Raw genomic sequence first — 25,382 nt, forward strand, 5'->3', positions numbered from 1 at the left:
TAGTGGGCTGTGACGCTGCCTCGACTCGCCAGTCCAGGTACGCCTACCCCGACCCGGGTCGCTTTGAGCGGAATCCTGAAATGAGCCAACAGTTTCAACACGATGTTCTGGTAATTGGCAGCGGTGCTGCCGGCTTGAGCCTTGCGCTGACCTTGCCCGGTCATTTGCGTATTGCCGTCCTCAGCAAGGGCAATCTGGCCAATGGCTCGACGTTCTGGGCCCAGGGTGGTGTCGCTGCGGTTCTCGACGACACCGACACCGTCGAATCCCACGTCGATGACACGCTCAATGCCGGCGCCGGCCTGTGCCATGAAGACGCCGTGCGCTTCACGGTCGAGCACAGCAAGGAAGCCATTCAGTGGCTGATCGATCAGGGCGTGCCCTTTACTCGTGACGAACACTCCGGCAATGAAGACGGTGGATTCGAGTTCCACCTGACCCGCGAGGGCGGCCACAGCCATCGGCGCATCATTCACGCCGCCGATGCCACCGGTGCTGCAATCTTCACGACCTTGCTCGACCAGGCCCGCAAAAGACCGAACATCGAACTGCTGGAACAACGTGTCGCGGTGGATTTGATCACCGAAAAACGCCTGGGCATGGACGGTGACCGCTGTCTCGGCGCCTACGTGCTCAATCGCGGCACCGGCGAAGTCGACACCTACGGCGCCCGCTTCGTGATTCTCGCCTCCGGCGGCGCGGCCAAGGTCTACCTCTATACCAGTAATCCCGACGGTGCCTGCGGTGATGGCATCGCCATGGCCTGGCGTTCGGGTTGCCGGGTGGCGAACCTTGAATTCAACCAGTTCCACCCGACCTGCCTGTATCACCCCCAGGCCAAGAGCTTCCTGATCACCGAAGCCCTGCGCGGCGAAGGCGCCCACCTGAAGCTGCCGAACGGCGAGCGCTTCATGCATCGCTTCGATCCACGGGCCGAGCTGGCACCGCGGGACATCGTGGCTCGCGCCATCGACCACGAGATGAAGCGCCTGGGTATTGATTGCGTCTATCTGGACATCAGCCACAAACCGGAAGCCTTCATCAAGTCGCACTTCCCGACCATGTATGAACGCTGCCTGGAGTTCTCCATCGACATCACCAAGCAACCGATCCCGGTGGTGCCGGCGGCGCACTACACCTGCGGCGGCGTGCTGGTCGATCAACATGGCCGAACCGATGTGCCGGGCCTCTACGCCATCGGCGAAACCAGCTTCACCGGCCTGCACGGTGCCAATCGCATGGCCAGCAACTCCCTGCTGGAGTGCTTCGTGTACGCCCGCTCGGCGGCGGCCGACATTCTTGACCAGCTGCAGCAGGTTCCGCAGCCAAGCGCCCTGCCCGTCTGGGATGCGAGCCAGGTGACCGATTCTGACGAAGACGTGATCATTGCGCACAACTGGGACGAGTTGCGGCGTTTCATGTGGGACTATGTCGGCATTGTGCGCACCAACAAACGCTTGCAGCGGGCTCAGCACCGCGTGCAGTTGCTGCTGGATGAAATCGATGAGTTCTACAGCAACTACAAGGTAAGCCGGGACCTGATCGAATTGCGTAACCTGGCGCAAGTGGCCGAACTGATGATTCTGTCCGCCATGGAACGCAAGGAAAGTCGTGGGCTGCACTATACCCTCGACTACCCGGACATGTTGCCGGTTGCCCTCGACACTATTCTGGTGCCGCCCACCTACGCCGACTGAACTTGAGCCGGACCCGCAGGCGGCGGTGCACATCCGCCGCCTGCGAATCCCGGGGCACGCAAATGGCCCTGATCCGGCGCTCGCCGCGCAGGCGAAAACGCAAGACCACCACCAGCGGCAGCGCCAGACTGTCCGGGCGCAATTGCACCGCTTGCCAGCCCCCCGCCTGATTCCACAACTGCCAGCCATCGCCATCGCGACGCAAACCGCAGAATGCCTTCGGATGTGTCAGCAGAATCTGCCGCGGCAGCACCCAAAAGCCATGCAGCAGACAGCACAAGGCACCAGCCAGGCCGGCCCACAGGGGAATCGACAGGAGAAACAGCGAGCCCAGCGCGAACAACTGGGCCAACAGATACGCCGCCAGCAACTGCCGAGAGGCATGCCAGCGGCATTCGAACCCGTTACTTGGGCTGGACACGATCCAGGATCATGCGAACCATACGTTGCAGCTCAGGATCTTCCGATTCGCTGCGTTCCATGAACCAGCCGAACATGTCCTGATCTTCACAGGTCAGCAGGCGGACGTACAACGCGCGATCCACCTCGTTGAGCGTGGCGTAAACCTCTTTGGTGAACGGCACCAGCAGCACGTCAAGTTCCAGCATGCCGCGGCGGCTGTGCCAAAAGAGGCGGTTCAGTTCAACATCTTCGACCATGGAGCGCTCCTCAAATAGGCCGCAAGTATACAGGCCCGCGCCATGTCGAACAGTCGGCTTTGGTCGGGCACCGAGGATCCTTTGTGAACTACCCATTTCAAGGGCGCCACCTTATGATGTCCACCAGACTCTTTACCCTGCGATGAACCATGGCCGATTCTGCTTTTTTCTGCACCCTGTCTCACGAAGGTGTTCTCGCGGTCCGCGGCGCGGACGCCAGCAAATTCCTGCAAGGCCAGTTGACCTGCAACCTCAATTACCTGAGCGAAAGCCGGGCCAGCCTCGGTGCCCGTTGCACGCAGAAAGGCCGGATGCAATCGAGTTTCCGCATCCTGCTCGAGGGCGACGGTGTGCTCATAGCCATGGCCAGCGAATTGCTGGAGCCGCAGCTGGCGGACCTGAAAAAGTACGCGGTGTTCTCCAAATCGAAATTGACCGATGAAAGTGCCGCCTGGGTACGTTTCGGCCTCGATCACGGCGACGCTGCGCTGGCCGGCCTTGGCCTGCAACTGCCGGCAGATACCGACAGCGTCGTGCGCAATGACGGCTTGATCGCCATTCGGGTTTCGCCGGAACGGGCCGAGCTGTGGGTGGCCGCCGATCAAGCGGACGCGATCAAAGGCAAACTGGCGGGCGCACTGACCGAAGGCCAGCTTAATCAATGGCTGCTCGGACAAGTGCGCGCCGGCATCGGCCAGGTCATGGCGCAAACCCGCGAGCTGTTCATCCCGCAGATGCTCAATCTGCAAGCGATCGGTGGCGTCAGTTTCAAGAAGGGCTGCTACACCGGCCAGGAAATCGTTGCGCGCATGCAGTACCTGGGCAAACTCAAGCGTCGTTTGTACCGCCTGCAACTGACGGCCGGTGAAATGCCTGAACCGGGCACCGCGCTGTTTTCCCCGACCCACAACAGCTCCATCGGTGAAGTGGTACTGGCCGCCGACGCCGGGCAGCACGTTGAACTCCTGGCCGTGTTGCAAGCCGAAGCCGCCGACAGTGGCGACATCCACCTGGGCGCACTTGAGGGGCCATCCCTTCAACTGCTCGACTTGCCTTATGAACTGGACCGTGACCGCGAAATCCAGCAATAACGGCAGTACCTGGCGCAACACCTAGAGAGATGAAATGAGCGAGCTGGCGGAAAAGGTCCAACAGGATTTGGTTGAGGCCATCAATAACGATGACCTGGTTCTGCCAACACTTCCGGAAGTGGCCCTGCAAATTCGCAAGGCCGCGGAAAACCCGGAAGTCAGTGTCAGCAATCTGAGCAAAGTGATCGGCCGCGACACCGCGCTATCGGCTCGCCTGATCAAAGTGGTCAACAGCCCCCTGTTGCGTGCAACCCAGGAAGTGACCGATCTGCACACCGCGATCACGCGCCTGGGCATCAACTACAGCTGCAACCTGGCCATCGGCCTGGTCATGGAGCAGATTTTCCATGCCCGCTCCGACGTGGTTGAACAGAAAATGCGCGAGGTCTGGCGCAAAAGCCTGGAAATCGCCGGCGTCAGCTACGCACTCTGCCGTCGTTACACTCGCCTCAAGCCGGACCAGGCCGCCCTCGGTGGGTTGGTGCATCAGATCGGCGTGCTGCCGATCCTGACGTATGCCGAAGATCACTACGAACTGCTGTCAGACCCGGTCAGCCTCAACCACGTGATCGACCGAATCCATCCGCTGATTGGCGAAAAACTGCTGCAGGTCTGGGATTTTCCCGACATGCTGGTGCAGGTACCCAAGCTGTACCTCAATTTCAAGCGCCAATCCGCCCAGGTCGACTATGTCGATCTGGTGCAGGTGGCGAGCCTTTATTGCTTGCAGGATACCGATCACCCGCTCGCTCGCATCGACGCCCTGAACGTTCCGGCCTTCAAGACGCTGGGCATCGATTTCGATGACAAGGCGTTGTGCGCCGACCTGGAAGAAAACCGCACGATGTTTTATTGAATACTGTGACGCGAAAGGTTGTCGGGGCCTGCTTCGCAGCCCAACGGGAGCAAGCTCCCTCGCCACAGGAGTCTCGCTACAGGTGCTGAATCACTCACCCGCGATAAAACTCACCCGCACCTTCAACCCTCGCTGCTCGCCGTCGTGCAGGGTGATCACGGCCAGGTGGGCGCGACAGATTTCACCAACAATCGCCAGGCCGAGGCCAGAACCGGCCACCTGTTGATTGCGCCGGTAAAAACGTTCGAACACCCGATTACGCTCCTCGGCGGGAATGCCCGGACCATCATCCTCCACTTCCAGCACGGCGGGTGCAGTGACCCGCAGAATCACATTGCCACCGGCTGGCGTGTGGGCCAGTGCGTTATCCACCAGATTGCTCAGCAATTCGTTCAGCAGCGTCGGCTCACCGCGTAACCAGACAGGCTCGTCAGCCTCCAGTGCCAGGGCAATGCCACGCTTGTGCGCCAGCGGCGCCATGGCCATGCCCAGCTCCCGCGCCAGTTGACTCAAGTCCAGCAACTGCGCGCCACCCTCGGCAATGGCCCGGGCGCCGTTTTCCACCCGCGCCAGCGACAACAGCTGATTGGCCAGGTGGGTCAGGCGATCGGTGCCCTGCGCGGTCATCTCCAGGGTTTCCCGCCAGGTGTGCGGCTCGCTTGAACGAAGACCCAGCTCCAGTCGGGCCTTCAGCGCCGCCAACGGCGTGCGCAACTCATGGGCGGCATCGGCGATGAACTGCGCCTGGCGTTCAAACTGCCCGCGCAGTCGCTCGGTAAAGTGGTTGAGCGCGCGCACCAGCGGCCAGAGTTCGCGCTGCACTTCCACCAACGGCAAGGCCCGCAGGTCGTCCGGCTGCCGCTCTTCCACCGCGTTGCGCAAGCGCTCCAACGGACGCAGCGCCGCACTGACGGCAAACCACACCAGCATCAACGCACCGATCGACAACATGCCCAGGCGCAACAAAGTGTCTGCAGCCAGGCTGCGAGCCATGGCCACTCGGGCTTCATCCGTTTCCGCCACACGGATCTCCGCCATGCCGTTCATGTTCGGCTCGCTCACCGGCTTGAGCAGGCTCACCACCCGTACATTCTGCCCGCGATACTGAGCGTCGTAGAACCGCGCCAAGGCGGGATAGTCATCCGTGCGCGGCGTGCCAGGCGGTGGTGCAGGCAGGTTTTCGTAGCCGGAAATCAGCTTCTGATGAATGTCATTGACCAGGTAGAAAATCCGCCCGGCGCTGTCATAGGCGAAGGTATCGAGGGCCACATAGGGCACGTCCGCACTCAGGGTGCCATCGCGCTGGGAAACCCCTGCCGCGATGGTCCGCGCCGAGGCCAGCAAGGTCCGGTCATAGGCGGTGTCGGCAGCTTCCCGGCCGTTCCAGTAGGCGCTCAAGCCACTGGCCAGCATCAACACCACCAGCAGCAGCGCCAGGTTCAGCAACAGCCGCCAGCGCAGGCTGCTGGGCTTATGCATCACGGCTTTCCAGCAAATAACCGAGGCCACGGAAGGTCACGATGGCGACTGCGTGACCATCGAGTTTCTTGCGCAGGCGGTGCACGTAAATTTCGATCGCGTCAGGGCTGGCTTCTTCGTCGAGACCGAACACCTGGGAAGCCAGTTGCTCCTTGCTCATCACCCGTCCGGGGCGGGCTATCAGGGCTTCGAGTACCGCCTGCTCACGGGAGGTCAGGGTCAGCAATTCGTCGCCGAGGGTAAACCGGCGGGTTTCCAGATCGTAGGCCAACACGCCGCAGCGCTGCACCCGTTCGCCACCCAGCACGCTGCGCCGCAACAGGGCTTTGACCCGGGCTTCGAGCTCGGTCAGCTCGAAGGGTTTGGCCAGGTAATCGTCGGCGCCGAGGTTCAGGCCATGGACCCGATCCTTGACGTCGCTGCGCGCGGTCAGCATCAGCACCGGCAGGTTCTTGCCCCGCGCCCGCAGGCGTGCCAGCACTTCAAAACCATCCATGCGCGGCAAGCCGACATCGAGAATCGCCACGGCGTATTCCTCACTGCCCAGCGCCAGGTCGGCGGCCACGCCGTCGTGCAGCACATCCACGGTCAGGCCGGTGCTCTTGAGCGCCTGAGCGACGCTTTCAGCGAGCTGCAGATGGTCTTCGACGAGCAGGACACGCATGGTTTTTTACCTCGTTCAGGGATGGTCGACACCATTCTTTGGCGCGGAGTGTACAGCCGCCGTCGCCGCTGTGAAGCCCGGAAAACGCGAAAAGCCAACTGAAAGGTTACCGAAAGGTTAGCCCGTTAGAGTCCTGCCACGGACAGTTTCGACTGCCGTCGCTATTGCCACATAGCGCAGCGAAAAACGCCTCGAAGCGTTTTCGACAAATAAGAACAATAAATGGAGTCAGTCACCCTATGCAGCTCATGCAGCCCAAGGCCGTCGCGCCTGCCCGCCCTTCTCGTCTCAGCTCCACCGCACTGGCCAGTGCCGCCGCGCTTGCCGGTTTTTCGCCGTTGAGTCAGGCCGATTTCATCGAAGACAGTTCGGCCACATTCGAAACCCGCAACATGTACTTCAACCGCGACTTTCGCGACGGCACCAGCGCCCAGCAATCCAAGCGTGACGAATGGGCCCAGGGCTTCATGCTCAATCTGGAGTCGGGATACACCGATGGCACCGTGGGCTTTGGTGTCGATGCGCTGGGCATGCTGGGGGTCAAGCTCGATTCGAGCCCGGACCGCACCGGCTCAGGCCTGCTGCCGACCCACGACGACGGGCGAGCAGCGGACGAATACTCCAAGCTCGGCCTGACCGGCAAGGTGAAGATTTCCGCGACCGAACTGAAAATCGGCAGCCTGATCCCCGAGCTGCCCATCCTCAAGCCCAACGACGGACGCATCCTGCCGCAGACGTTCGAAGGTGGCTTGCTGACCTCCAAGGAGATCAAGAACCTGACGTTCACCGGCGGCCGGCTGGACAAGGCCAAGGATCGCGACAGCACCGATTTCGAGGACATTGCCCTCAACAACAAGAACAGCCGCTTCGCCGGTACCGTGGCCGGCAAGCACTTCGATTTTGGCGGCCTGGACTACAAGTTCACCGACAAGATCACCGGCAGCTATCACTTCGCGCAGCTCGATGAAGTCTACAACCAGCACTTCATCGGCATGGTCGCCTCGCAAAAGTTCGGCCCGGGGACCTTCGCCACCGACCTGCGCTTTGCCCTCAGTGACGACCAGGGCGCGGCCCGCGGTGGCAAGATCGACAACAAGTCGCTCAACGGCCTGGTGAGCTACGCCTTGAGCGGACACAAGTTCAGCGCGGGTTACCAGCACATGTCCGGTGACAGTGCGTTCCCCTATGTCGACGGTACCGATCCGTACCTGGTGAACTTTGTGCAGATCAACGACTTTGCCGGCGCCGAAGAACGCTCCTGGCAAGCTCGCTACGACTTCGACTTCGTCACGCTCGGGGTTCCCGGCCTGACATTCATGAGCCGTTACCTGAGCGGCGACAACATCAAGCTCAAGAACGGCGACGAAGGCAAAGAGTGGGAACGCAACACCGAGATCAAATATGTAGTACAAAGCGGCGCACTCAAGGACGTCGCCGTGCGCCTGCGCAATGCCACCTACCGCTCCAACTACTCCGCTCGCGACGCCGATGAAGTCCGTCTGCTGGTGAGCTACAGCGTTGCGCTCTGGTAGTGGTCAACCCCGAACTCCTGCACACAACAACAATTCCTCTGGAGACGAAAATGGACTTATCACTGCGTAAAATTGCCCTGGCCGTCAGCTGCCTGCTGTTCACCGGCCCCTTGCTGGCCGACGAAGCTGGCGAACCGAAGCGCCCTGAATGCATCGCCCCGGCCTCTCCTGGCGGTGGCTTCGACCTGACCTGCAAACTGGCGCAGAGCGCGCTGGTCAACGAAAAACTGCTGAGCAAACCGATGCGCGTGACCTACATGCCCGGCGGCGTCGGCGCGGTGGCGTACAACGCGGTGGTCGCACAGCGCCCGGCCGATGCCGGCACGCTGGTGGCCTGGTCCAGCGGTTCGCTGTTGAACCTGGCCCAAGGCAAGTTCGGTCGCTTCGATGAAAGCAACGTGCGCTGGCTGGCGGCCGTCGGCACCAGCTACGGCGCCATCGCGGTGAAAAGTGATTCGCCCTACAAGACCCTCGACGACCTGGTCCAGGCACTGAAGAAAGACCCGAGCAAAGTGGTGATCGGTTCCGGCGGCACCGTCGGCAGCCAGGACTGGATGCAAACCGCATTGATCGCCAAGGCTGCCGGGATCAACCCCCGTGACCTGCGTTATGTGGCCCTCGAAGGCGGCGGTGAAATCGCCACCGCCCTGCTCGGCGGGCACATCCAGGTCGGCAGCACCGACATCTCGGACTCCATGCCACACATCCAGAGCGGTGACATGCGCCTGCTGGCGGTGTTCGCCAACGAGCGTCTGGACGAGCCGGAAATGAAAGGCATCCCGACCGCCAAGGAGCAAGGTTACGACATCGTCTGGCCGGTGGTGCGCGGCTTCTACCTCGGGCCAAAGGTCAGCGATGCCGAATACGCCTGGTGGAAAAACGCCTTCGACAAGCTGCTGGCCTCCGAAGACTTCGCCAAGCTGCGCGACCAGCGCGAGCTGTTCCCGTTCGCCATGACCGGGCCTGAACTGGACACCTACGTGAAGAAGCAGGTCGCCGACTACAAGATGCTGGCCAAAGAGTTCGGCCTGATTCAGTAATCGTCTCGGTATCTCAAGGTCATGCCCTCGCGCATCGGGGGCATGACCCAGGAGCTTGTCATGGTCGTACTCTTGCAACGAATCTTTGCAGTCACGCTGCTGCTGGCCTGTGTGGGCCTGGCCTTGATGGCCTGGCCGTACCAGGCGCCCTTTTCCTATGAACCCGTCGGCCCGCGAGCCTTTCCCTTGCTGTTGCTGGCATTGATGGGCGTTGCCTTGCTCTACCTGTCGTTCCGTCCTACGCCCATCGTGCACAGCGAAGACGAACCGCCGCTGGACCGTGAAACCCTGACCAAGATCGGCCTTTGTATTGCCTTGCTGGTGGTGTTCGCCGGCACGTTCGAATCCCTGGGCTTCATCGTTTCCAGCATCCTCATCGGCGTGCCGATGGCCCGTCTGTACGGCGGCCGCTGGTTGCCCAGCCTGCTGATCATCAGCCTGATGAGCCTCGGACTGTACGGTTTGTTCGACCGTGTAATGGACGTACCACTGCCGTTGGGCCTGCTCGACGTTCTGGAGAACTGATATGGATACCCTTAGCTACCTTGGCCAGGGCTTCGGCGTCGCACTGACACCGTACAACCTGGTCACTGCCTTGAGCGGCACCCTGATCGGCACCGTGGTCGGCCTGTTGCCCGGCCTGGGACCGATCAACGGCGTGGCGTTGCTGATCCCGATTGCATTCGCCCTCGGCCTGCCACCGGAGTCGGCCCTGATCCTGTTGGCGGCGGTGTACCTGGGCTGTGAATACGGCGGTCGAATCAGCTCGATCCTGCTGAACATCCCCGGCGAAGCCTCCACCGTCATGACCACCCTCGATGGCTATCCGATGGCCCGCAAAGGCCTGGCCGGCGTGGCGCTGTCCCTGTCGGCCTGGAGTTCATTCATCGGCGCGTTCATCGCCATCTGCGGCATGGTGCTGTTCGCCCCGCTGCTGGCGAAATGGGCGATCGCCTTCGGCCCGGCGGAATACTTCGTGCTGATGGTCTTCGCGATCATCTGCCTGGGCGGCATGGCCGGCGACAAACCACTGAAAACCTTCATCTCGGCCCTGATCGGCTTGTTCCTGGCCTGCGTCGGCATCGATGCCAACAGTGGCGTCTATCGCTTCACCGGCGACAACATCCACCTCACCGATGGCATCCAGTTCGTGGTGCTGGTGCTGGGCCTGTTCTCCATCAGCGAAATCCTGCTGTTGCTGGAAAAGACCCACCATGGCCAGGAGGCAGTGAAGGCCACCGGGCGCATGCTGTTCAATTTCAAGGAAGCGTCCTCGGTGTTCATCGTCAACCTGCGTTGCGGTGTCCTGGGCTTCATCATGGGCGTCCTGCCCGGTGCCGGCGCGACATTGGCCAGTGCCGTGGCCTACATGACCGAGAAGCGCATCGCCGGTCCCAACAGTGAATTCGGCAAGGGTGACAAACGAGGCCTGGCGGCACCGGAAACCGCCATCGGCGCAGCGGCTTGCGGTGCAATGGTGCCGATGCTGACCCTTGGCGTACCGGGTTCGGGCACCACGGCGGTGATGATCGGCGCGCTGTCGCTGTACAACATCACCCCGGGCCCGTTGTTGTTCCAACAGCAACCCGACATCGTCTGGGGCCTGATCGCCTCGTTGTTCATCGCCAACTTCATGCTGGTGATCCTCAACATCCCGATGATCCGCATTTTCACGCGCATCCTCGCCGTGCCGAACTGGGCGCTGGTGCCGGTGATCGCGATCATCACCGCAATCGGCGTGTATGCCGTGCACGCGACCACCTTCGACCTGTTCCTGATGATCGGCATCGGCATCTTCGGCTACATCCTGCGCAAGCTGGACTTCCCGCTGTCGCCGATTCTGCTGGGCTTCATCCTCGGCGGTTTGATGGAGCAGAACCTGCGTCGCGCGCTGTCGATTTCCAACGGTGCACTGGAGATCCTCTGGTCGAGTCCGATCACAATGGGCTGCTGGATCCTCAGCGCGATCATGCTCCTGGTACCGCTGCTGCGTATCTGGCGCAAACGCGCTGTCGCCCGCCGTGCGATTGCCGATGCTTGATCGTTCTTCCCTGAAAACCTGGTGGGGAACCCCGCTGGTCGGTCTGCTGGGTGGCTATGTCGCCAGCCAGATCGGCTGGCCTTTGCCGTGGATGGTCGGCTCGTTGCTGGCGATCATCCTCGTGCGTTGCCTCACCCCTTGGCAACTGGCTGAAATCCCTGGCGGCCGCAAGTGCGGCCAGTGGATCGTCGGCATCGGTATCGGCCTGCACTTCACCCCGGTGGTGATGGAGCAGGTGCTCAGTCATTTCGGCCTGATCTTCTTTGGTGCCCTGGTCACCAGCCTGTCCGCCGTGGTCGGCGTCTGGCTGATGCGGCGCACCGGTGAAGACCGGGCCACCGCGTTTTTCTCCAGCATGCCCGGCGGCTCCGGCGAGATGGTCAACCTCGGCGCGCGCAACGGCGCGGTGCTCAGCCGTGTCGCGGCGGGGCAAAGTTTGCGGGTGTTGGTGGTGGTGCTCTGTGTTCCGGCGGCTTTCAAATACCTGCTGGGCGACGGCACACCCATCAGCCACGCAGGCAGCGTCGATTGGCGCTGGTTGGCCATCCTGTTTCCCGCGGGCGCCCTGCTCGCCTGGCTCTGGCAGCGTTTGCGGCAACCCAACCCCTGGTTGTTCGGCCCTTTGTTGGTCAGTGCCGTGGCGAGCATCAGCTGGGATCTGCACATCGGTTTGCCCGACGGCGGCAGCCAGATCGGTCAGTGGTTGATCGGCAGCGGATTGGGCTGTCACTTCAACCGGCAGTTCTTCCGCCGCGCGCCGTCTTTCATGGGGCGGACCTTGATCGGTACCGCGCTGACCATGTTGATTGCCACCGGCGCGGCCTTGGGCTTGAGTGCGCTGACCCAGCTGGATTTGCGTTCGTTGACCTTGGGCATGATGCCCGGCGGCATTGCCGAAATGAGCCTGACGGCAGAGACCCTGCAACTGTCGGTGCCGCTGGTCACGGCGATGCAGGTGATGCGATTGTTGTTTGTGCTGTTTCTGGCGGAGCCGTTGTTCAAGTACTGGAACCGGGATCCAGATTCAGATTGAAAAACCGCGTCAATTTCATCATCGGAATGCCGCCCGGTGCCGGGCAGCGTTCCGACGATGCTTTTAAAGCGGCGGCAACCGCCACTCGATCGGCGTCTCGCCATTCTGTTCGAGAAACTTGTTGCTCCGGCTGAAGTGCCCACACCCCAGAAAACCGCGATAAGCCGACAGCGGTGACGGGTGTACGGAGGTCAGCACCAGGTGCTTGGTCGCATCGATCAGTTTCTGTTTGCTCTGGGCATGGGCGCCCCACAGCATGAACACCAGGTGCGGTTGCTGCTGGCTGACCACCTCAATGATCCGATCGGTGAAAAACTGCCAGCCCTTGTCCTTGTGCGCATTGGCGTTGGCGCGCTCCACGGTCATGGTGGTGTTGAGCATCAGCACGCCCTGATCCGCCCAGCTCTGCAAATAGCCGTGGTTGGGGATGTCGATGTTCAGGTCGCGCTTCAATTCCTTGTAGATGTTCACCAACGACGGCGGCGCCGGCACACCCGGTTGCACCGAGAAGCACAGGCCGTGGGCCTGGCCCGGACCGTGATACGGATCCTGGCCGAGAATCACCACTTTGACCTTATCCAGCGGCGTGGAGTTGAGCGCGTTGAAAATCATCGGCCCTGGCGGATAGATCTCCTTGCCGGCCGCCCGCTCCTGTTGCAGGAAATTTCGCAACTCTGCCATGTAAGGCTGGTCGAACTCAGCACGCAGTGCCTCCTTCCAGCTCGGTTCGAGTTTGATACGGTCGTCAGCAGTCATGGTCATACCCGGCAAAAACAATGGGGCGAACCCTAGGAAAGCCTACCTCGCTTGTCAATTGATCTGACGCAGATCCGGCACTTTCCCACACAGCGATCATACTTATCCCTCAAATTCCCGATCGAGGTCACGATGAATCTGCACTTCGAAGAACTCACCGGTACTGACGGCGCCCGAATCGGCATCGCCAGCCTGGACGCTGAAAAGTCGCTCAACGCGCTGTCCCTGCCGATGATCAACGCCCTGCGCGACCGCATGGACGCCTGGGCCAAGGACCCGCAAATCGTCTGCGTGCTGTTGCGGGGTAATGGGCCCAAGGCTTTTTGCGCCGGTGGCGAGGTGCGCAGCCTGGTAGAAGCCTGTCGCGCGCACCCTGGCGAGGTGCCGCCACTGGCCGCGCAATTCTTTGCGGCGGAATATCGTCTGGATTTCAACCTGCACACCTACCCCAAACCCTTGATCTGCTGGGGCCACGGTTACGTGCTCGGCGGCGGCATGGGGTTATTACAGGGTGCAAGCATTCGCATCGTTACACCGAGCAGCCGTCTGGCGATGCCGGAGATCAGCATCGGCCTGTACCCGGACGTGGGTGGCAGCTGGTTTCTCTCGCGACTGCCCGGCAAGCTGGGTTTGTTTCTCGGCTTGACCGGTGCGCACATGAACGCTCGCGATGCGATCGATCTGGACCTGGCTGACCGCTTCCTGCTCGAAGATCAGCAACCCAAACTGATCGAAGGCCTGCTGCAGCTGAACTGGCAGGAACAAACACCGATGCAGCTCAACAGCCTGCTCAAGGCCCTGCAACAGGAAGCGGCCGAGCAGATGCCCGAAGCGCAGTGGCTGCCCCGACGTCGGCATATCGACGAGTGGCTCGACGTCAGCGATGTGCGCTGTGCCTGGAAAGCCATCAGCGCACTGCGCGATCATGCCGATCCGCTGCTCAGCCGCGCGGCCAAGACCATGTGCGAAGGTTCACCGCTCACCGCGCACCTGGTCTGGGAGCAGATCACCCGCGCACGGCACCTGTCGCTGGCGCAGGTCTTTCAGATGGAATACACACTGAGCCTCAACTGCTGTCGCCATCCCGAGTTCAGTGAAGGCGTGCGGGCGCGCTTGATCGACAAGGATCAAAAACCCCACTGGCATTGGCCGGACATCAACCATGTGCCGGATGCAGTGGTGGAGGCGCACTTTCAAAAGGCGTGGGAAGGTCGGCATCCGTTGGCGGATCTGTCCGAGTACTAAAGTTCGGACAAAAACAGTGGTAGCTAGCCAGCCAGCTCCCACTGTTTTGCGTTTAGCTCAAGAGAATCAGCGGTGCCCGCCTCGTCCGTCGTGATCACCATGCCCGCCTCGATGATCTCGTCCGTCATGATCGCGGTCGCCCCACCCGCCGCGGTTACCGCCGTTCCAATCCTGATTCTGATGCCCGCGGTAATCACCGCGTGACGATTGATAATAACGAGGGCCTGGCTGGTAATACCGGGCCGCCGGTTGATAGACCCGTGGCTGGTAGTAATAACGCGGCGTCGGCTTGTAGTAGCGCGCCGGGGGAGCGTAGTAACGAGGTGGTGGTGTGTAGTAACCGCCGCCATTGGAATAATAGGAACTGCCCCCGGCGTAATAGGCCGGTGCAGGTGAGGTGTAGACCTCGGAGCTGTAGTAACCGTCTCCTCCATCGGAATAAGGCACGCAGGCCCCCAGGGATAATCCCGACACAGCAATCAACAGCATTTGACAGAGTTTCTTTCGACTGAGCATGGCGGCCTCCTGGACCGCGAGCGGGCCGCACCAGCGACGCTGGCAGGCAACAGTCAAATATTGATGACTGTCGAAGAATCAGACATCGATTTCGGCATCTGGTGCGATCCCGTAACAACTTGAAACATGTCGTCGATGAAAGCTTTTTCATCCATTCATGCGCTGATTAGTGGTGGCCGCCATGGTATCCACCGCCGTGATATCCCCCACCGTAATAGCCACCGTGGTAGTAAGGATGAGCGTAGTAGCGGTAGCGATAGCCACCGTAATAACGCGGGCCGTAGTAGCCGTAATAGCCATAGTAGAAAGGCGAGTAGTAACCGTAGGAGTAGCCTGGGGAGTAGTAGTAAGGCGTGGCGTAGACGTCGGCGGGGCCATCGTAGTAGTAACAGCCGGACAGCCCAAGACCGAGTAACGAACCGAGCAACAATCGACGCAGCATGACGGCCTCCGTAAAGACCTGTGACAGCAGTCGGCACAGACCGGCTGACACTCCATTTGACTGCCGAATCCTTGCCGAGTGCAATCATCCACCTTGCGTCGGATCAGCGGGCTGATACGTCCCATTGCGGTGCGCCCCCGCACCATCTCAAGGCAACACTGGCAGCCCGAATCAGCACCCTCCCCCTTCCAGCCCGCGAACCAGAAGCCTCGGCCAAACCTGGCACGCCTCTCGCTTTAGCAACCCCGTGCAGGAGTCACCAAAGGTTCGCGGCACCACAATCTGAAAATGGCTGACTAGGGTTCCGGCTCGCCAAGGCGAGTGTCTGGTCCGAGAGTTGGCGACCTCCAGTTGAGGTTACACGGCGGGACAAAAGCCCGGGAGACAAGCCACCGTCAGCGGTGCCGCGTTGCCTTCCTGTCCGCCCTTGATCAACTGGAGAACCACCATGTCCCAGCTTCGCATACCCGCCCTGCTCGCCGCCGCTTTCGCAGCCTTCGTGAGCTTCTCTGCCCAGGCCGCCCAAAAAGACCACTTCAGCGTGTGCTGGACTATCTACGCCGGCTGGATGCCGTGGGAGTACGCCGGCAGCCAGGGCATCGTCGACAAATGGGCGAAAAAGTACGGCATCAAGATCGATGTGGTGCAGCTCAACGACTACGTCGAATCGATCAACCAGTACACCGCCGGCCAGTTCGACGGCTGCACCATGACCAACATGGATGCGCTGACCATCCCTGCAGCCGGCGGCGTCGACAGCACCGCGCTGATCGTCAGCGACTTTTCCAACGGCAATGACGGCATCGTGCTTAAGGGCGAAGGCAAGACCGTCGCCGACCTCAAGGGCATGGACGTCAATCTGGTCGAGCTGTCGGTGTCCCACTACCTGCTGGCCCGCGCCCTGGATTCGGCGGACCTCACCGAGAAAGACCTGAAAGTGGTCAACACCTCCGACGCCGATATCTCGGCCGCCTTCAACACCGAACAGGTCAACGCCGTCACCACCTGGAACCCGATGCTCTCGGACATCAAGGCCAAGCCCGCGGTGACTGAAGTGTTCGACTCCAGCCAGATCCCCGGCGAAATCATGGACATGATGGTGGTCAACTCCCAGACCCTCAAGGACAACCCGGCCCTCGGCAAAGCGCTGACCGGCGCCTGGTTCGAAGTGGTCGAATTGATGAACGCGAAAAACGCCACGAGCAAAGCCGCGCTGGAACACATGGCCAAGGCTTCGGGCACTGACCTCGCCGGGTTCCAGGCGCAACTGGACACCACCAAATTGTTCGCCACGCCCAAAGAAGCCCTGGCGTTCAGCACCAGCAAGCAACTGCCGGAGACCATGCGCAAGGTCGCCGAGTTTTCCTTCCAGCACGGCCTGCTCGGCGAAGGCGCCAAGGACACCAGCGCGGTCGGCATGGCCTTCGCCAATGGCGTGACCAGCGGCGACAAGGGCAATCTCAAGCTGCGCTTCGACCCGAGCTACGTGCAGATGGCCGCCGACGCCAAGCTGTAATCAGGAGAACGGCCATGCGCCTGATCAATCTTCACCCTGACCGATCGAGTCGCCTGTTGCTGGTGATCCTGCCGTTTGCATTGGTGCTGTTCGCCTACTTCCTCGGCTCGGCCGATCGACTGGCGGACAACCCCAACGACAAGCTGCTGCCCAGCGCCGTGCAGATGAGTGACGCGGTCAAACGCCTGGCCTTCGTTGCCGACAGCCGTACCGGTGACTACGTGTTGTGGCAGGACAGCGCCTCCAGCCTGCGCCGCCTGGCCATCGGCCTTGGCATCAGCGCCCTGGCCGGGCTGTGCCTGGGCATCGCCGCAGGCACCCTGCCGCTGTTCGGTGCGCCGTTGTCACCGTTGCTGACCGTGCTGTCGATGGTGCCGCCGCTGGCGATCCTGCCCATCCTGTTCATCGTCTTTGGCTTGGGCGAGTTGTCGAAGGTGATGCTGATCGTCATTGGCATCACCCCCGCACTGGCCCGCGATCTGGAACAGCGCGCCCGAGAGATTCCCGTGGAGTTGCTGATCAAGGCCCAGACCCTCGGCGCCTCGACCTGGACCCTGATGCTGCGGGTGGTGCTGCCGCAACTGCTGCCGCGCTTACTGATCTCGCTGCGCCTGATGCTCGGCTCGGCGTGGTTGTTCCTGATTGCTGCCGAGGCCATTGCTTTCACCGACGGCCTCGGTTACCGGATTTTCCTGGTGCGTCGCTACCTGGCGATGGACGTGATCCTGCCCTACGTGGTGTGGATCACCCTGCTCGCCTGGCTGATGGATTGGGGATTGAAGGCCCTCACTCGCCGCGCCTTCCCCTGGTATGAGGGGGCCGCCAAATGAGTTTCATCACGGTGAAAAACGTCTGGCAGCAATACGCTGACCAGGTGGTGCTCGAAGGCCTGAACCTGAACATCAACGAAGGTGAGTTCTGCACGCTGGTCGGCGCTTCCGGTTGTGGCAAGTCGACTTTCCTGCGCCTGTTGCTGGGCCAGGAAAAAGCCAGTCGCGGCGAGATCCTGCTCGACGGTCAAGCGCTGGCCGGCGAACCGGATGCCAGTCGTGGCGTGGTGTTTCAGCGCTACTCAGTGTTCCCGCATTTGAGCGTGCTGGACAACGTCGCCCTCGGCCTCGAGCTGCCACGTTCGCCCTTGCTGGGACGCCTGTTCGGCAGCGCCAAACGCGAGGCCCGCGAACAGGCGTCGCTGTTGCTACACAAGGTGGGCCTCGGCCACTCACTGGACAAGTTCCCGGCGCAACTGTCCGGCGGCATGCAACAACGCCTGGCCATCGCCCAGGCGTTGATCATGAAGCCCCGCGTGCTGCTGCTCGACGAACCCTTCGGTGCTCTCGATCCGGGCATCCGCAAGGACATGCACCACTTGCTGCTGGAGCTGTGGCGCGAGACCCGACTGACCGTGTTCATGGTCACTCACGACCTGTCCGAAGGCTTCAGCCTCGGCACCCGCCTGCTGGTGTTCGACAAGGTTCGCGTCGATCCGCACGCTCCCGGCGCCTATGGCGCCCGCATCACCTACGACATCCCTTTGAACAGCGACCGCCGCGTGACCCGCGCCGCCGTCGACGCCCTGCCAGTGCACCTGGCAGGTGAACTTCGCACCGCTTGAGAGGATTTTTCCGATGACTGATTCGACCCGACTGTTCCCGCCCTTCGCCGAAGAAATGCTCCCCGGCGGCGGCCATCGTTCTTTCGTCTTGAAGCGCGGCCAATTGCTGCGCCTGACCGACCTGCGCGGCGGCGCCAATGTCAGCCTGACGCTGCTCAATGCCAATGAAAAAACCGAACGCCTGAACCTGCCCGACAGCCTCAAGTGCCAACACACCGCCAAGCTCACCGCCGGCCATTGCCTGTACTCGGACATGGGCCGCGTGCTGGCCGCGATCACCGCCGACACCTGCGGTTGGAGCGACAGCCTCGGCGGCGTGCTCTGCGCCGAAGAAGTCGCGCAAAAGTACGGCAGCGGTCGCTATCAGGAACTGCGCAACGGCTTCTTCCGCAACGGCACCGACAACCTGCTGGTTGAACTGGGCAAGTGGGGGCTGGGCCTGTCCGACCTGCTGATGACCCTCAACCTGTTCAGCCGCGTGAACGTCGACGCGGACGGACGTTTTCATTTCGTCGAAGGCAACTCCAAAGCCGGCGACTACATCGAGCTGTACGCGCCGATGGACACCCTGGTGGTGCTCACCGCTTTGCAGCATCCGATGGACCCTGCACCCGATTACGCACCAAAACCCTTGAAGCTGAGCTGGATGAACGCCGACGCCAGCATCGCCGAACACTGCCGCACTTCGCGCCCGGAAAACGAGCGCGGTTTCATCAACACCGACCGTCTGTTCGCCTGAGGATCGCTGCCATGTCACTCGCCATCGCTACCGTTCAAAAACAGCCTGAAACAGCGGTCTACCGCGCCACCATTCCCGCCGGTGAACCCTGGCTGATGGAGGTCAAGGCCGGCCAGACCCTGCGCATCCTCGACCTCGAAGGCAATCAAGCGGTCGACACCTTGTTCTACAGCCTTGCCAATCCGAAGGAACGCTATGACGTGCAGCGCACCCTGCGCCGGCAGAACAGCGTGTACCTGAGCACCGGCAGCGTGCTGTATTCCAACCTCGGCAACGCCATGCTGACCATCGTCGCCGACACCTGCGGGCGTCACGACACCCTCGGCGGCGCCTGCGCCCAGGAGAGCAACACCGTGCGCTACGCCCTGGAAAAGCGCCACATGCACAGTTGCCGCGACAACTACCTGCGCGCCTGTGTGCATGACGGCCGATTGGGCAAGGGCGACATCGGGCCGAACATCAATTTCTTCATGAACGTACCGGTCACCGCAGACGGTGGCCTGACCTTCGAAGACGGAATCTCCGCGCCCGGCAAATACGTCGACCTGCGCGCCGAGATGGACGTGATCGTGCTGATTTCCAACTGCCCGCAACTGAACAACCCGTGCAACGCCTACAACCCGACTCCTGCGGAGTTGCTGGTATGGAACTGAAGTTTTCGCGGTTGCGCCGCTGGTTGTTTGCCCTGTGCCAGGCCCGTTCGGGGCAGTGCCTCAAATCGCTCGAACACCATCGTCCCCTGTAGGAGCGAGCCTGCTCGCGAAGAACCCTCAGGCGCCGCTGGGCGTCTGTTTTACGCGTCATCGTTCACGACCATCGCGAGCATGCTCGCTCCTACAGGGGCAGCGGCGTTTGAGAAATCCGATTCTTCATCCGGGACGGCCCGGGTGCATCAAGAAAAACTGCGGGACGGCCCGCATCCCCTCCAGGGGTTATGCCATGTTCGAAAAAGTCCTGATTGCCAACCGTGGCGCCATCGCCTGTCGCATCCTGCGCACCTTGCGCGAACTGCATGTGCAGGGCGTCGCGGTTTACTCGCAAGCCGACGCCGCCAGCCTGCACATTCAGCAGGCCGATGAAGCCCATTGCCTGGGCGAAGGTGCTGCAGCCGGTACCTATCTGGCGGTGGATAAAATCCTCACTATCGCCCAAGCCTGCGGCGTGACTGCGATCCATCCCGGTTACGGTTTTCTCTCGGAAAACGCCGCCTTCGCCGAGTCCTGCGAAGCCGCAGGCATCGCCTTCATCGGCCCGACCCCCGAACAACTGCGGGTGTTCGGTCTCAAGCACACCGCCCGCGCCCTGGCCAAAGAACAGGGCGTACCGATGCTGGAAGGCACCGAGCTGCTCGACAGCCTCGACGCGGCACTTACAGCAGGTGAACAGGTTGGCTACCCGGTCATGCTCAAAAGCACCGCCGGCGGTGGTGGTATCGGTATGCGCGTGTGCTGGAACGCTGTTGAACTGAGCGAATCATTCGAAGCGGTGAAACGCCTCGGCCAGAACAACTTCAGCGACGCCGGGGTGTTCATCGAGAAGTACATCCAGCGCGCCCGGCATCTGGAGGTGCAGGTGTTCGGGGATGGTCGTGGCGAGGTGATTGCCCTCGGCGTACGCGACTGTTCGGTGCAGCGCCGCAACCAGAAAGTCCTCGAAGAAACCCCGGCACCGAACTTGCCGGAGGGCATGGCCAACGAGTTGTGCGCGGCCGCGATCAAGCTGGCCAAAGCGGTGAATTACCGCAGTGCCGGCACCGTGGAGTTCGTCTTCGACAGCGAAGACCGGCGCTTCTATTTTCTCGAAGTGAACACCCGTCTGCAGGTCGAGCACGGCGTGACCGAGCAAGTCTGGGGCGTCGATCTGGTGCGCTGGATGGTGCAATTGGCGGCCGGTGACCTGCCGCCGCTGGACGAATTAAGTCAACAGCTGAAACCAGAAGGCCACGCGATTCAGGCGCGTCTTTATGCCGAAGATCCGGGACGGGATTTTCAACCGAGCCCGGGGTTGCTCACCGCCGTGGAGTTCCCACCGGCCAATGGCATTCAACTGCGCATCGACACCTGGGTCGAGGCCGGTTGCGAGATTCCGCCCTATTTCGACCCGATGATCGCCAAGGTCATCACCTGGGCGCCCAGCCGCGAAGAAGCAGCGGCTGATCTGCATCGGGCCTTGGGCGACAGCCTGCTCTACGGCGTGGAAACCAACCGTGAGTACCTGCGGCAGATTCTGCTCGATACCCCTTTTGCCAGCGGCCAGCCGTGGACCCGTTGCCTGGAAGGTCTGGTATATCAGGCCAACACCTTCGAAGTGATCAGCGCCGGCACGCAAACCAGTGTTCAGGACTACCCCGGCCGTCTCGGCTATTGGGCGGTCGGCGTGCCGCCGTCAGGGCCGATGGACAGCCGCGCGTTGCGCCTGGGCAATCGCCTGCTGGGCAATGAGGAAGGCACGGCGGCACTGGAAATCACCATGAGCGGACCGCTGCTGCGCTTCAATTGCGATGCGGTGGTGGCGGTGACCGGCGCGGTGATTCCCGTGTTGCTTAATGGCGAAAACGTGCCGATGAACACCGCGCTCGCGGTGACGGCGGGCGCGACCTTGAGCCTGGGCACCATCGCCGGTGCAGGCGCACGCAGCTACCTGTGCCTGCGCGGTGGCCTGCAAGTGCCGGACTACCTGGGCAGCAAAAGCACCTTCACCCTCGGCCAGTTCGGCGGCCATAGTGGTCGCGCCTTGCGTGCCGGTGATGTGCTGCACGTACGGGCCCTGAGCGATCGCAGTAGCGGTCAACAACTGGACGTGGAACGGGTCACCGAGCTGCCGGACGTGCGCCAGATCCGTGTGATCTATGGCCCCCACGGCGCGCCGGAATACTTCACGCCAAACTACATCGACACCTTCTTCGCCACCCAGTGGGAAGTGCATTTCAACTCCAGCCGCACCGGCGTGCGTCTGATCGGCCCGAAACCGCAGTGGGTACGTGCCGATGGTGGTGAGGCCGGGTTGCATCCGTCGAACATCCACGACAATCCCTACGCGATCGGCGCCGTGGACTTTACCGGCGACATGCCGGTGATCCTCGGCCCCGATGGCCCAAGCCTCGGCGGCTTCGTCTGCCCGGTGACGGTGATCGAAGCGGACCTGTGGCAGCTGGGGCAACTCAAGGCCGGGGACAAGGTGCAGTTCCAGCCCGTCGACCTCAAGACTGCCCGCCTCCTGGCAGCACAGGCCTTTTGTGGCGAGGGAGCTTGCTCCCGTTCGAGTGCGCAGCACTCGCAAACCGTGGAGCTCGATCATTCTGAAGTGACCGGATTACAGGTATCGGGGCCGCTTCGCGTCCCAACGCGAGCAAGCTCGCTCGCCACAAAGGATGAAATTTTACAGGGGCTTGTGTCGCCTGTAGTACTGGATATCGGTCAGGACGATACGCGGCTGGTTGCACGCCTGTCCGGCGACACCCATCTTCTGCTCGAAATCGGCGCCCCAGAACTCGACCTGGTCCTGCGCTTCCGTGCCCACGCCCTGATGCAAGCACTGGAAAGCAAGCAACTGCACGGCGTCATCGACCTGACGCCCGGCATTCGCTCGCTGCAAGTCCACTACCAGCCAGAACAACTGCCGCTGAACGACCTGCTCGGTATCGTCGCCGGCGAATGGGACGCCGTGTGCGCCGCCAAAGACCTGCAAGTGCCGTCGCGCATCGTCCACTTGCCGCTGTCCTGGGACGACCCGGCGTGTCAGCTGGCCATCGAAAAATACATGACCACCGTGCGCAAGGACGCACCGTGGTGCCCGAGCAACCTGGAGTTCATTCGCCGTATCAACGACCTGCCCAACCTCGACGAAGTGCAGCGCACAGTGTTCGACGCCAGCTACCTGGTCATGGGCCTGGGCGACGTCTACCTCGGTGCCCCGGTCGCCACTCCGCTGGATCCGCGTCATCGCCTGGTGACCACCAAGTACAACCCGGCGCGCACCTGGACCGCGGAAAACTCGGTGGGCATCGGCGGCGCCTACATGTGCGTGTACGGCATGGAGGGCCCCGGCGGCTATCAGTTTGTCGGGCGCACCTTGCAGATGTGGAACCGCTATCGCGAAGTCGCCGCGTTCGATGGCAAACCCTGGCTGCTGCGCTTTTTCGACCAGATCCGCTTCTACCCGGTCAGTGCCGACGAACTGCTGCGCATCCGTCGCGACTTCCCGCTGGGGCGCTTCGATCTGAACATCGAGCACAGTCAGTTGAACCTCGCCGACTATCAGGCGTTTTTGCACAAGGAAGCCGAGACCATCGCGGCGTTCCGTTCACAACAGCAAGGCGCGTTCAACGCTGAACGTGAACGCTGGATCGCCAGCGGCCAGGCTCATTTCGACAGTGAAGAACCGACCTTGCCGGTCAGCGAAGACACTGCGCTGGGGGACGGTCAGTTGAGTGTCGACAGCCACATCGCCGGCAACCTCTGGCAAGTACAAGTCGAGCGCGGTCGCCGTGTCGAGGCCGGTGAAGTGCTGGTGATCCTCGAGTCGATGAAGATGGAAATTCCCCTGCTCGCGCCGATGGCCGGCGTGGTGCGCGAGATCCGCGTGCAACCCGGTTCGGCGGTGCGTGCCGGACAGCGCGTCGTGGTGCTGGAACTCGACTGAACTCTTTTGAAAAGGACGCTTGCCATGAACATCAATCTGCAACTCGACGCCCTGCGCAGCGCATACCGCGACGGCACTCTCACACCCCGGCAACTGCTGCTGGGTCTGCGCGACAAAGCCGCCGCGCTGAACCCCGACTATCACCTGTTCATCCACTTGCTCAGTGTCGATGAACTGGAGCCCTACCTTGCCGCGCTCGACGGGCGCGACATCGACAGCCTGCCACTGTACGGCGTGCCCTTCGCGATCAAGGACAATATTGATCTGGCGGGCATTCCCACCACGGCGGCGTGCCCGGCATTTGCCTATGTGCCGGAGCAATCGGCGACCATTGTCGAGCAGTTGCTGGCGCTCGGCGCGATTCCATTGGGCAAGACCAATCTCGACCAGTTCGCCACCGGCCTCAACGGCAGTCGCTCGCCCTATGGCGCGTGCCCTAACAGCGTGTTGCCGGAGTATCCGTCGGGTGGTTCCAGTGCCGGTTCTTCGCTGGCCGTCGCGCTGGGTGTGGCGAGCTTTTCGTTGGGCACCGACACCGCAGGCTCCGGACGCGTGCCGGCGGCGCTGAACAACCTGGTCGGGATGAAGGCCACCAAAGGTCTGATTTCCACCGCCGGTGTGGTGCCCGCCTGTCGCACGCTTGATTGCGTGACCACCTTCACCGCTACCGCCCGCGAGGCCAGTCAGTTGCTGGCACTCACTGCTCGTCTCGACCCTCGGGACGAATTCAGCCGCAGCAACCCGCAGTGGAATGACGGCTCTGCGTTCGGCACGCCGCGCCCGTTCCGCTTTGGTGTGCCGCGGGCGCAGGACCTGCAATTTTTTGGCTGCGTTGAAGGACCGCTGTTGTTCGGCGACGCCATCGACCGGCTCAAGGCCCTTGGCGGTGAAGCGGTGGAAATCGACCTGTCGCCATTTCTGGAAGCCGCGCGCCTGCTCTACGAAGGCCCGTGGGTCGCCGAGCGCTACAGCGTGGCCGGTGACTTGATGGAGCAAAAACCCGAGGCGGTGTTACCGGTGATCCGTGCAGTGCTGGCCAAGGCACCGGCTGTCAGCGGTGTGCAAACCTTCCGCGCCCAGTATCGGCTGCAAGCCCTCAAGGCGCTGTGCGACAAAACATTGGAGGGGCTCGATTGCGTGGTCACGCCGACCATCGGTCGCCCCGTCACCCTGGCCGAGCTCGACGCCGAACCGGTGCTGCGCAACTCGCAGCTGGGTTACTACACCAACTTCATGAACCTGCTCGACTACGCGGCCGTTGCCGTGCCCAGTGCCTTCATGGACAACGGTTTGCCGTGGGGCGTGACTCTGTTCGGGCGGGCGTTTACCGACCAGTATTTGTTGAGTGTGGCGGATGCGCTGCAGGGCGCAACGACGCCTGCCCCGGTGAGCGTGGCACGCAATGACCGCGCGCGGTTGGTGGTGTGCGGGGCGCATCTGGACGGCCTGGCCTTGAACTGGCAGCTCAAACAGCGTGGCGCCCGACTGGTTGAGTCGACCCTAAGCTCGGCCGATTACCAACTCTACGCTTTGGCCGGGGGGCCACCGTTTCGGCCCGGGATGGTCCGGGTCAAAGACAGCGGTGTGGCGATTGCCGTGGAAGTCTGGGAGTTGCCAAGCAGCGAGCTGGGTTCATTCCTGACCGGTATTCCGGCGCCGCTGGGGCTGGGCAAAGTGCAGCTGGCGGATGGTCGTTGGGAGAGTGGTTTCATCTGTGAAACCTATGGACTGGAAGGGGCGGTGAACATCAGTCATCTGGGCGGGTGGCGGGCGTATTTGAAATCGCTGGCATAAACGCCCTTCTGTAGGAGCGAGCTTGC

Annotated in this window: 23 protein-coding genes and 1 riboswitch; of the genes, 16 read left to right on the forward strand and 7 right to left on the reverse strand. The window is 62.0% G+C overall.

Annotation, left to right across the window (positions count from 1 at the left end; translation table 11 throughout):
- Positions 1 to 80: 80 nt before the first annotated feature.
- The gene (gene nadB, locus EIY72_RS00685) at positions 81 to 1,697 is read left to right on the forward strand and encodes an L-aspartate oxidase (protein ID WP_093225605.1); all 1,617 of its coding nucleotides are present in this window, start codon (positions 81 to 83) and stop codon (positions 1,695 to 1,697) included.
- Here the strand turns inward: nadB and EIY72_RS00690 are convergent.
- A complete protein-coding gene (locus EIY72_RS00690; RefSeq protein ID WP_093225607.1) occupies positions 1,666 to 2,118 on the reverse strand; it encodes a protein YgfX in 453 nt (150 codons plus the stop codon). The two genes, nadB and EIY72_RS00690, sit on opposite strands and share 32 nt — an antisense overlap.
- On the reverse strand, positions 2,102 to 2,356 hold the full coding sequence (locus EIY72_RS00695) for an FAD assembly factor SdhE (protein WP_007979797.1): 255 nt from the start codon (positions 2,354 to 2,356) through the stop codon (positions 2,102 to 2,104). The genes EIY72_RS00690 and EIY72_RS00695 overlap by 17 nt, the downstream gene beginning before the upstream one ends.
- Positions 2,357 to 2,505: 149 nt before the next feature.
- On the opposite strand from EIY72_RS00695, the gene ygfZ reads away from it, so the two are divergent.
- Together ygfZ and EIY72_RS00705 are read left to right on the forward strand one after the other, a co-directional pair.
- On the forward strand, positions 2,506 to 3,447 hold the full coding sequence (gene ygfZ / locus EIY72_RS00700; protein ID WP_093225610.1) for a CAF17-like 4Fe-4S cluster assembly/insertion protein YgfZ: 942 nt from the start codon (positions 2,506 to 2,508) through the stop codon (positions 3,445 to 3,447).
- 34 nt (positions 3,448 to 3,481) lie between these two features.
- Complete coding sequence (locus tag EIY72_RS00705; protein ID WP_093225613.1) at positions 3,482 to 4,303, forward strand: HDOD domain-containing protein; 822 nt, start codon at positions 3,482 to 3,484, stop codon at positions 4,301 to 4,303.
- Between the two features lie 90 nt (positions 4,304 to 4,393).
- Here the strand turns inward: EIY72_RS00705 and EIY72_RS00710 are convergent, their stop codons facing one another.
- A complete protein-coding gene (locus EIY72_RS00710) occupies positions 4,394 to 5,782 on the reverse strand; it encodes a sensor histidine kinase (RefSeq protein ID WP_093225616.1) in 1,389 nt (462 codons plus the stop codon).
- A complete protein-coding gene (locus tag EIY72_RS00715; protein ID WP_093225619.1) occupies positions 5,775 to 6,446 on the reverse strand; it encodes a response regulator in 672 nt (223 codons plus the stop codon). The genes EIY72_RS00710 and EIY72_RS00715 overlap by 8 nt, the downstream gene beginning before the upstream one ends.
- A 239-nt stretch (positions 6,447 to 6,685) precedes the next feature.
- Here EIY72_RS00715 and EIY72_RS00720 point away from each other — a divergent pair, with 239 nt between their 5' ends.
- The 5 genes from EIY72_RS00720 to EIY72_RS00740 are packed head-to-tail and all read left to right on the forward strand — an operon-like array spanning position 6,686 to position 12,092.
- The gene (locus EIY72_RS00720) at positions 6,686 to 7,978 is read left to right on the forward strand and encodes an OprD family porin (protein WP_093225625.1); all 1,293 of its coding nucleotides are present in this window, start codon (positions 6,686 to 6,688) and stop codon (positions 7,976 to 7,978) included.
- Between the two features lie 50 nt (positions 7,979 to 8,028).
- Entirely contained in the window at positions 8,029 to 9,018 is a 990-nt protein-coding gene (locus EIY72_RS00725; RefSeq protein WP_093225628.1) for a Bug family tripartite tricarboxylate transporter substrate binding protein, read from the forward strand.
- A 60-nt stretch (positions 9,019 to 9,078) separates the two neighbouring features.
- The gene (locus EIY72_RS00730) at positions 9,079 to 9,543 is read left to right on the forward strand and encodes a tripartite tricarboxylate transporter TctB family protein (RefSeq protein ID WP_093225631.1); all 465 of its coding nucleotides are present in this window, start codon (positions 9,079 to 9,081) and stop codon (positions 9,541 to 9,543) included.
- Between the two features lies 1 nt (position 9,544).
- Positions 9,545 to 11,059, forward strand: a complete 1,515-nt coding sequence (locus EIY72_RS00735; protein WP_093225634.1) for a tripartite tricarboxylate transporter permease — start codon at positions 9,545 to 9,547, stop codon at positions 11,057 to 11,059.
- Complete coding sequence (locus tag EIY72_RS00740; RefSeq protein WP_093225637.1) at positions 11,052 to 12,092, forward strand: AbrB family transcriptional regulator; 1,041 nt, start codon at positions 11,052 to 11,054, stop codon at positions 12,090 to 12,092. Before EIY72_RS00735 ends, EIY72_RS00740 begins: the two co-directional genes overlap by 8 nt.
- 63 nt (positions 12,093 to 12,155) lie before the next feature.
- On the opposite strand, the gene ung is transcribed toward EIY72_RS00740, so the two are convergent.
- On the reverse strand, positions 12,156 to 12,848 hold the full coding sequence (ung, locus tag EIY72_RS00745) for a uracil-DNA glycosylase (RefSeq protein WP_093230699.1): 693 nt from the start codon (positions 12,846 to 12,848) through the stop codon (positions 12,156 to 12,158).
- A gap of 132 nt (positions 12,849 to 12,980) precedes the next feature.
- On the opposite strand from ung, the gene EIY72_RS00750 reads away from it, so the two are divergent.
- Positions 12,981 to 14,093: an enoyl-CoA hydratase/isomerase family protein gene (locus EIY72_RS00750; protein WP_093225640.1), complete on the forward strand. Its 1,113-nt coding sequence runs from the start codon at positions 12,981 to 12,983 to the stop codon at positions 14,091 to 14,093.
- A 66-nt stretch (positions 14,094 to 14,159) separates the two neighbouring features.
- Here EIY72_RS00750 and EIY72_RS00755 read toward each other — a convergent pair whose 3' ends face one another.
- Together EIY72_RS00755 and EIY72_RS00760 are read right to left on the reverse strand one after the other, a co-directional pair.
- The gene (locus EIY72_RS00755) at positions 14,160 to 14,609 is read right to left on the reverse strand and encodes a hypothetical protein (RefSeq protein ID WP_093225642.1); all 450 of its coding nucleotides are present in this window, start codon (positions 14,607 to 14,609) and stop codon (positions 14,160 to 14,162) included.
- A gap of 166 nt (positions 14,610 to 14,775) precedes the next feature.
- The gene (locus tag EIY72_RS00760; RefSeq protein WP_093225645.1) at positions 14,776 to 15,051 is read right to left on the reverse strand and encodes a hypothetical protein; all 276 of its coding nucleotides are present in this window, start codon (positions 15,049 to 15,051) and stop codon (positions 14,776 to 14,778) included.
- A 285-nt stretch (positions 15,052 to 15,336) separates the two neighbouring features.
- Positions 15,337 to 15,437, forward strand: a riboswitch (guanidine-I (ykkC/yxkD leader).
- Between the two features lie 62 nt (positions 15,438 to 15,499).
- On the opposite strand from EIY72_RS00760, the gene EIY72_RS00765 reads away from it, so the two are divergent.
- The 7 genes from EIY72_RS00765 (at position 15,500) to atzF (ending at position 25,356) form a co-directional block, all read left to right on the forward strand.
- Positions 15,500 to 16,567 (forward strand): putative urea ABC transporter substrate-binding protein, encoded by a 1,068-nt coding sequence (locus tag EIY72_RS00765; protein WP_093225648.1) that lies wholly within the window; start codon positions 15,500 to 15,502, stop codon positions 16,565 to 16,567.
- A gap of 14 nt (positions 16,568 to 16,581) precedes the next feature.
- Positions 16,582 to 17,397 carry an ABC transporter permease gene (locus EIY72_RS00770; RefSeq protein WP_093225650.1) on the forward strand — a complete coding sequence of 272 codons (816 nt, stop codon included), beginning with the start codon at positions 16,582 to 16,584 and terminating at the stop codon, positions 17,395 to 17,397.
- Positions 17,394 to 18,182 carry an ABC transporter ATP-binding protein gene (locus EIY72_RS00775; protein WP_093225653.1) on the forward strand — a complete coding sequence of 263 codons (789 nt, stop codon included), beginning with the start codon at positions 17,394 to 17,396 and terminating at the stop codon, positions 18,180 to 18,182. The genes EIY72_RS00770 and EIY72_RS00775 overlap by 4 nt, the downstream gene beginning before the upstream one ends.
- 13 nt (positions 18,183 to 18,195) lie before the next feature.
- Positions 18,196 to 18,921 carry an urea amidolyase associated protein UAAP1 gene (locus EIY72_RS00780; RefSeq protein WP_093225656.1) on the forward strand — a complete coding sequence of 242 codons (726 nt, stop codon included), beginning with the start codon at positions 18,196 to 18,198 and terminating at the stop codon, positions 18,919 to 18,921.
- An 11-nt stretch (positions 18,922 to 18,932) separates the two neighbouring features.
- On the forward strand, positions 18,933 to 19,574 hold the full coding sequence (locus tag EIY72_RS00785) for an urea amidolyase associated protein UAAP2 (RefSeq protein WP_093225659.1): 642 nt from the start codon (positions 18,933 to 18,935) through the stop codon (positions 19,572 to 19,574).
- A 286-nt stretch (positions 19,575 to 19,860) separates the two neighbouring features.
- Entirely contained in the window at positions 19,861 to 23,562 is a 3,702-nt protein-coding gene (gene uca, locus EIY72_RS00790; protein WP_093225662.1) for an urea carboxylase, read from the forward strand.
- Positions 23,563 to 23,586: 24 nt separating this feature from the next.
- Complete coding sequence (atzF, locus tag EIY72_RS00795) at positions 23,587 to 25,356, forward strand: allophanate hydrolase (RefSeq protein WP_093225665.1); 1,770 nt, start codon at positions 23,587 to 23,589, stop codon at positions 25,354 to 25,356.
- Positions 25,357 to 25,382 lie beyond the last annotated feature (26 nt).

It is taken from the genome of Pseudomonas vancouverensis (assembly GCF_004348895.1).
Taxonomy (GTDB): Bacteria; Pseudomonadota; Gammaproteobacteria; order Pseudomonadales; family Pseudomonadaceae; genus Aquipseudomonas; species Aquipseudomonas vancouverensis.

Excerpts from the sequence above, each read along its gene's own strand:
- atzF (WP_093225665.1), top strand. The coding sequence starts at position 23,587 with ATGAACATCAATCTGCAACTCGACGCCCTGCGCAGCGCATACCGCGAC.
- EIY72_RS00765 (WP_093225648.1), top strand. The coding sequence starts at position 15,500 with ATGTCCCAGCTTCGCATACCCGCCCTGCTCGCCGCCGCTTTCGCAGCC.
- EIY72_RS00775 (WP_093225653.1), top strand. The coding sequence starts at position 17,394 with ATGAGTTTCATCACGGTGAAAAACGTCTGGCAGCAATACGCTGACCAG.
- EIY72_RS00785 (WP_093225659.1), top strand. The coding sequence starts at position 18,933 with ATGTCACTCGCCATCGCTACCGTTCAAAAACAGCCTGAAACAGCGGTC.
- EIY72_RS00720 (WP_093225625.1), top strand. The coding sequence starts at position 6,686 with ATGCAGCTCATGCAGCCCAAGGCCGTCGCGCCTGCCCGCCCTTCTCGT.
- ygfZ (WP_093225610.1), top strand. The coding sequence starts at position 2,506 with ATGGCCGATTCTGCTTTTTTCTGCACCCTGTCTCACGAAGGTGTTCTC.
- uca (WP_093225662.1), top strand. The coding sequence starts at position 19,861 with ATGTTCGAAAAAGTCCTGATTGCCAACCGTGGCGCCATCGCCTGTCGC.
- EIY72_RS00760 (WP_093225645.1), bottom strand. The coding sequence starts at position 15,051 with ATGCTGCGTCGATTGTTGCTCGGTTCGTTACTCGGTCTTGGGCTGTCC.
- EIY72_RS00740 (WP_093225637.1), top strand. The coding sequence starts at position 11,052 with ATGCTTGATCGTTCTTCCCTGAAAACCTGGTGGGGAACCCCGCTGGTC.
- EIY72_RS00730 (WP_093225631.1), top strand. The coding sequence starts at position 9,079 with ATGGTCGTACTCTTGCAACGAATCTTTGCAGTCACGCTGCTGCTGGCC.
- EIY72_RS00705 (WP_093225613.1), top strand. The coding sequence starts at position 3,482 with ATGAGCGAGCTGGCGGAAAAGGTCCAACAGGATTTGGTTGAGGCCATC.
- EIY72_RS00770 (WP_093225650.1), top strand. The coding sequence starts at position 16,582 with ATGCGCCTGATCAATCTTCACCCTGACCGATCGAGTCGCCTGTTGCTG.
- EIY72_RS00710 (WP_093225616.1), bottom strand. The coding sequence starts at position 5,782 with ATGCATAAGCCCAGCAGCCTGCGCTGGCGGCTGTTGCTGAACCTGGCG.
- EIY72_RS00735 (WP_093225634.1), top strand. The coding sequence starts at position 9,545 with ATGGATACCCTTAGCTACCTTGGCCAGGGCTTCGGCGTCGCACTGACA.
- EIY72_RS00715 (WP_093225619.1), bottom strand. The coding sequence starts at position 6,446 with ATGCGTGTCCTGCTCGTCGAAGACCATCTGCAGCTCGCTGAAAGCGTC.
- EIY72_RS00695 (WP_007979797.1), bottom strand. The coding sequence starts at position 2,356 with ATGGTCGAAGATGTTGAACTGAACCGCCTCTTTTGGCACAGCCGCCGC.
- EIY72_RS00780 (WP_093225656.1), top strand. The coding sequence starts at position 18,196 with ATGACTGATTCGACCCGACTGTTCCCGCCCTTCGCCGAAGAAATGCTC.
- EIY72_RS00725 (WP_093225628.1), top strand. The coding sequence starts at position 8,029 with ATGGACTTATCACTGCGTAAAATTGCCCTGGCCGTCAGCTGCCTGCTG.
- EIY72_RS00755 (WP_093225642.1), bottom strand. The coding sequence starts at position 14,609 with ATGCTCAGTCGAAAGAAACTCTGTCAAATGCTGTTGATTGCTGTGTCG.
- ung (WP_093230699.1), bottom strand. The coding sequence starts at position 12,848 with ATGACTGCTGACGACCGTATCAAACTCGAACCGAGCTGGAAGGAGGCA.
- nadB (WP_093225605.1), top strand. The coding sequence starts at position 81 with ATGAGCCAACAGTTTCAACACGATGTTCTGGTAATTGGCAGCGGTGCT.
- EIY72_RS00750 (WP_093225640.1), top strand. The coding sequence starts at position 12,981 with ATGAATCTGCACTTCGAAGAACTCACCGGTACTGACGGCGCCCGAATC.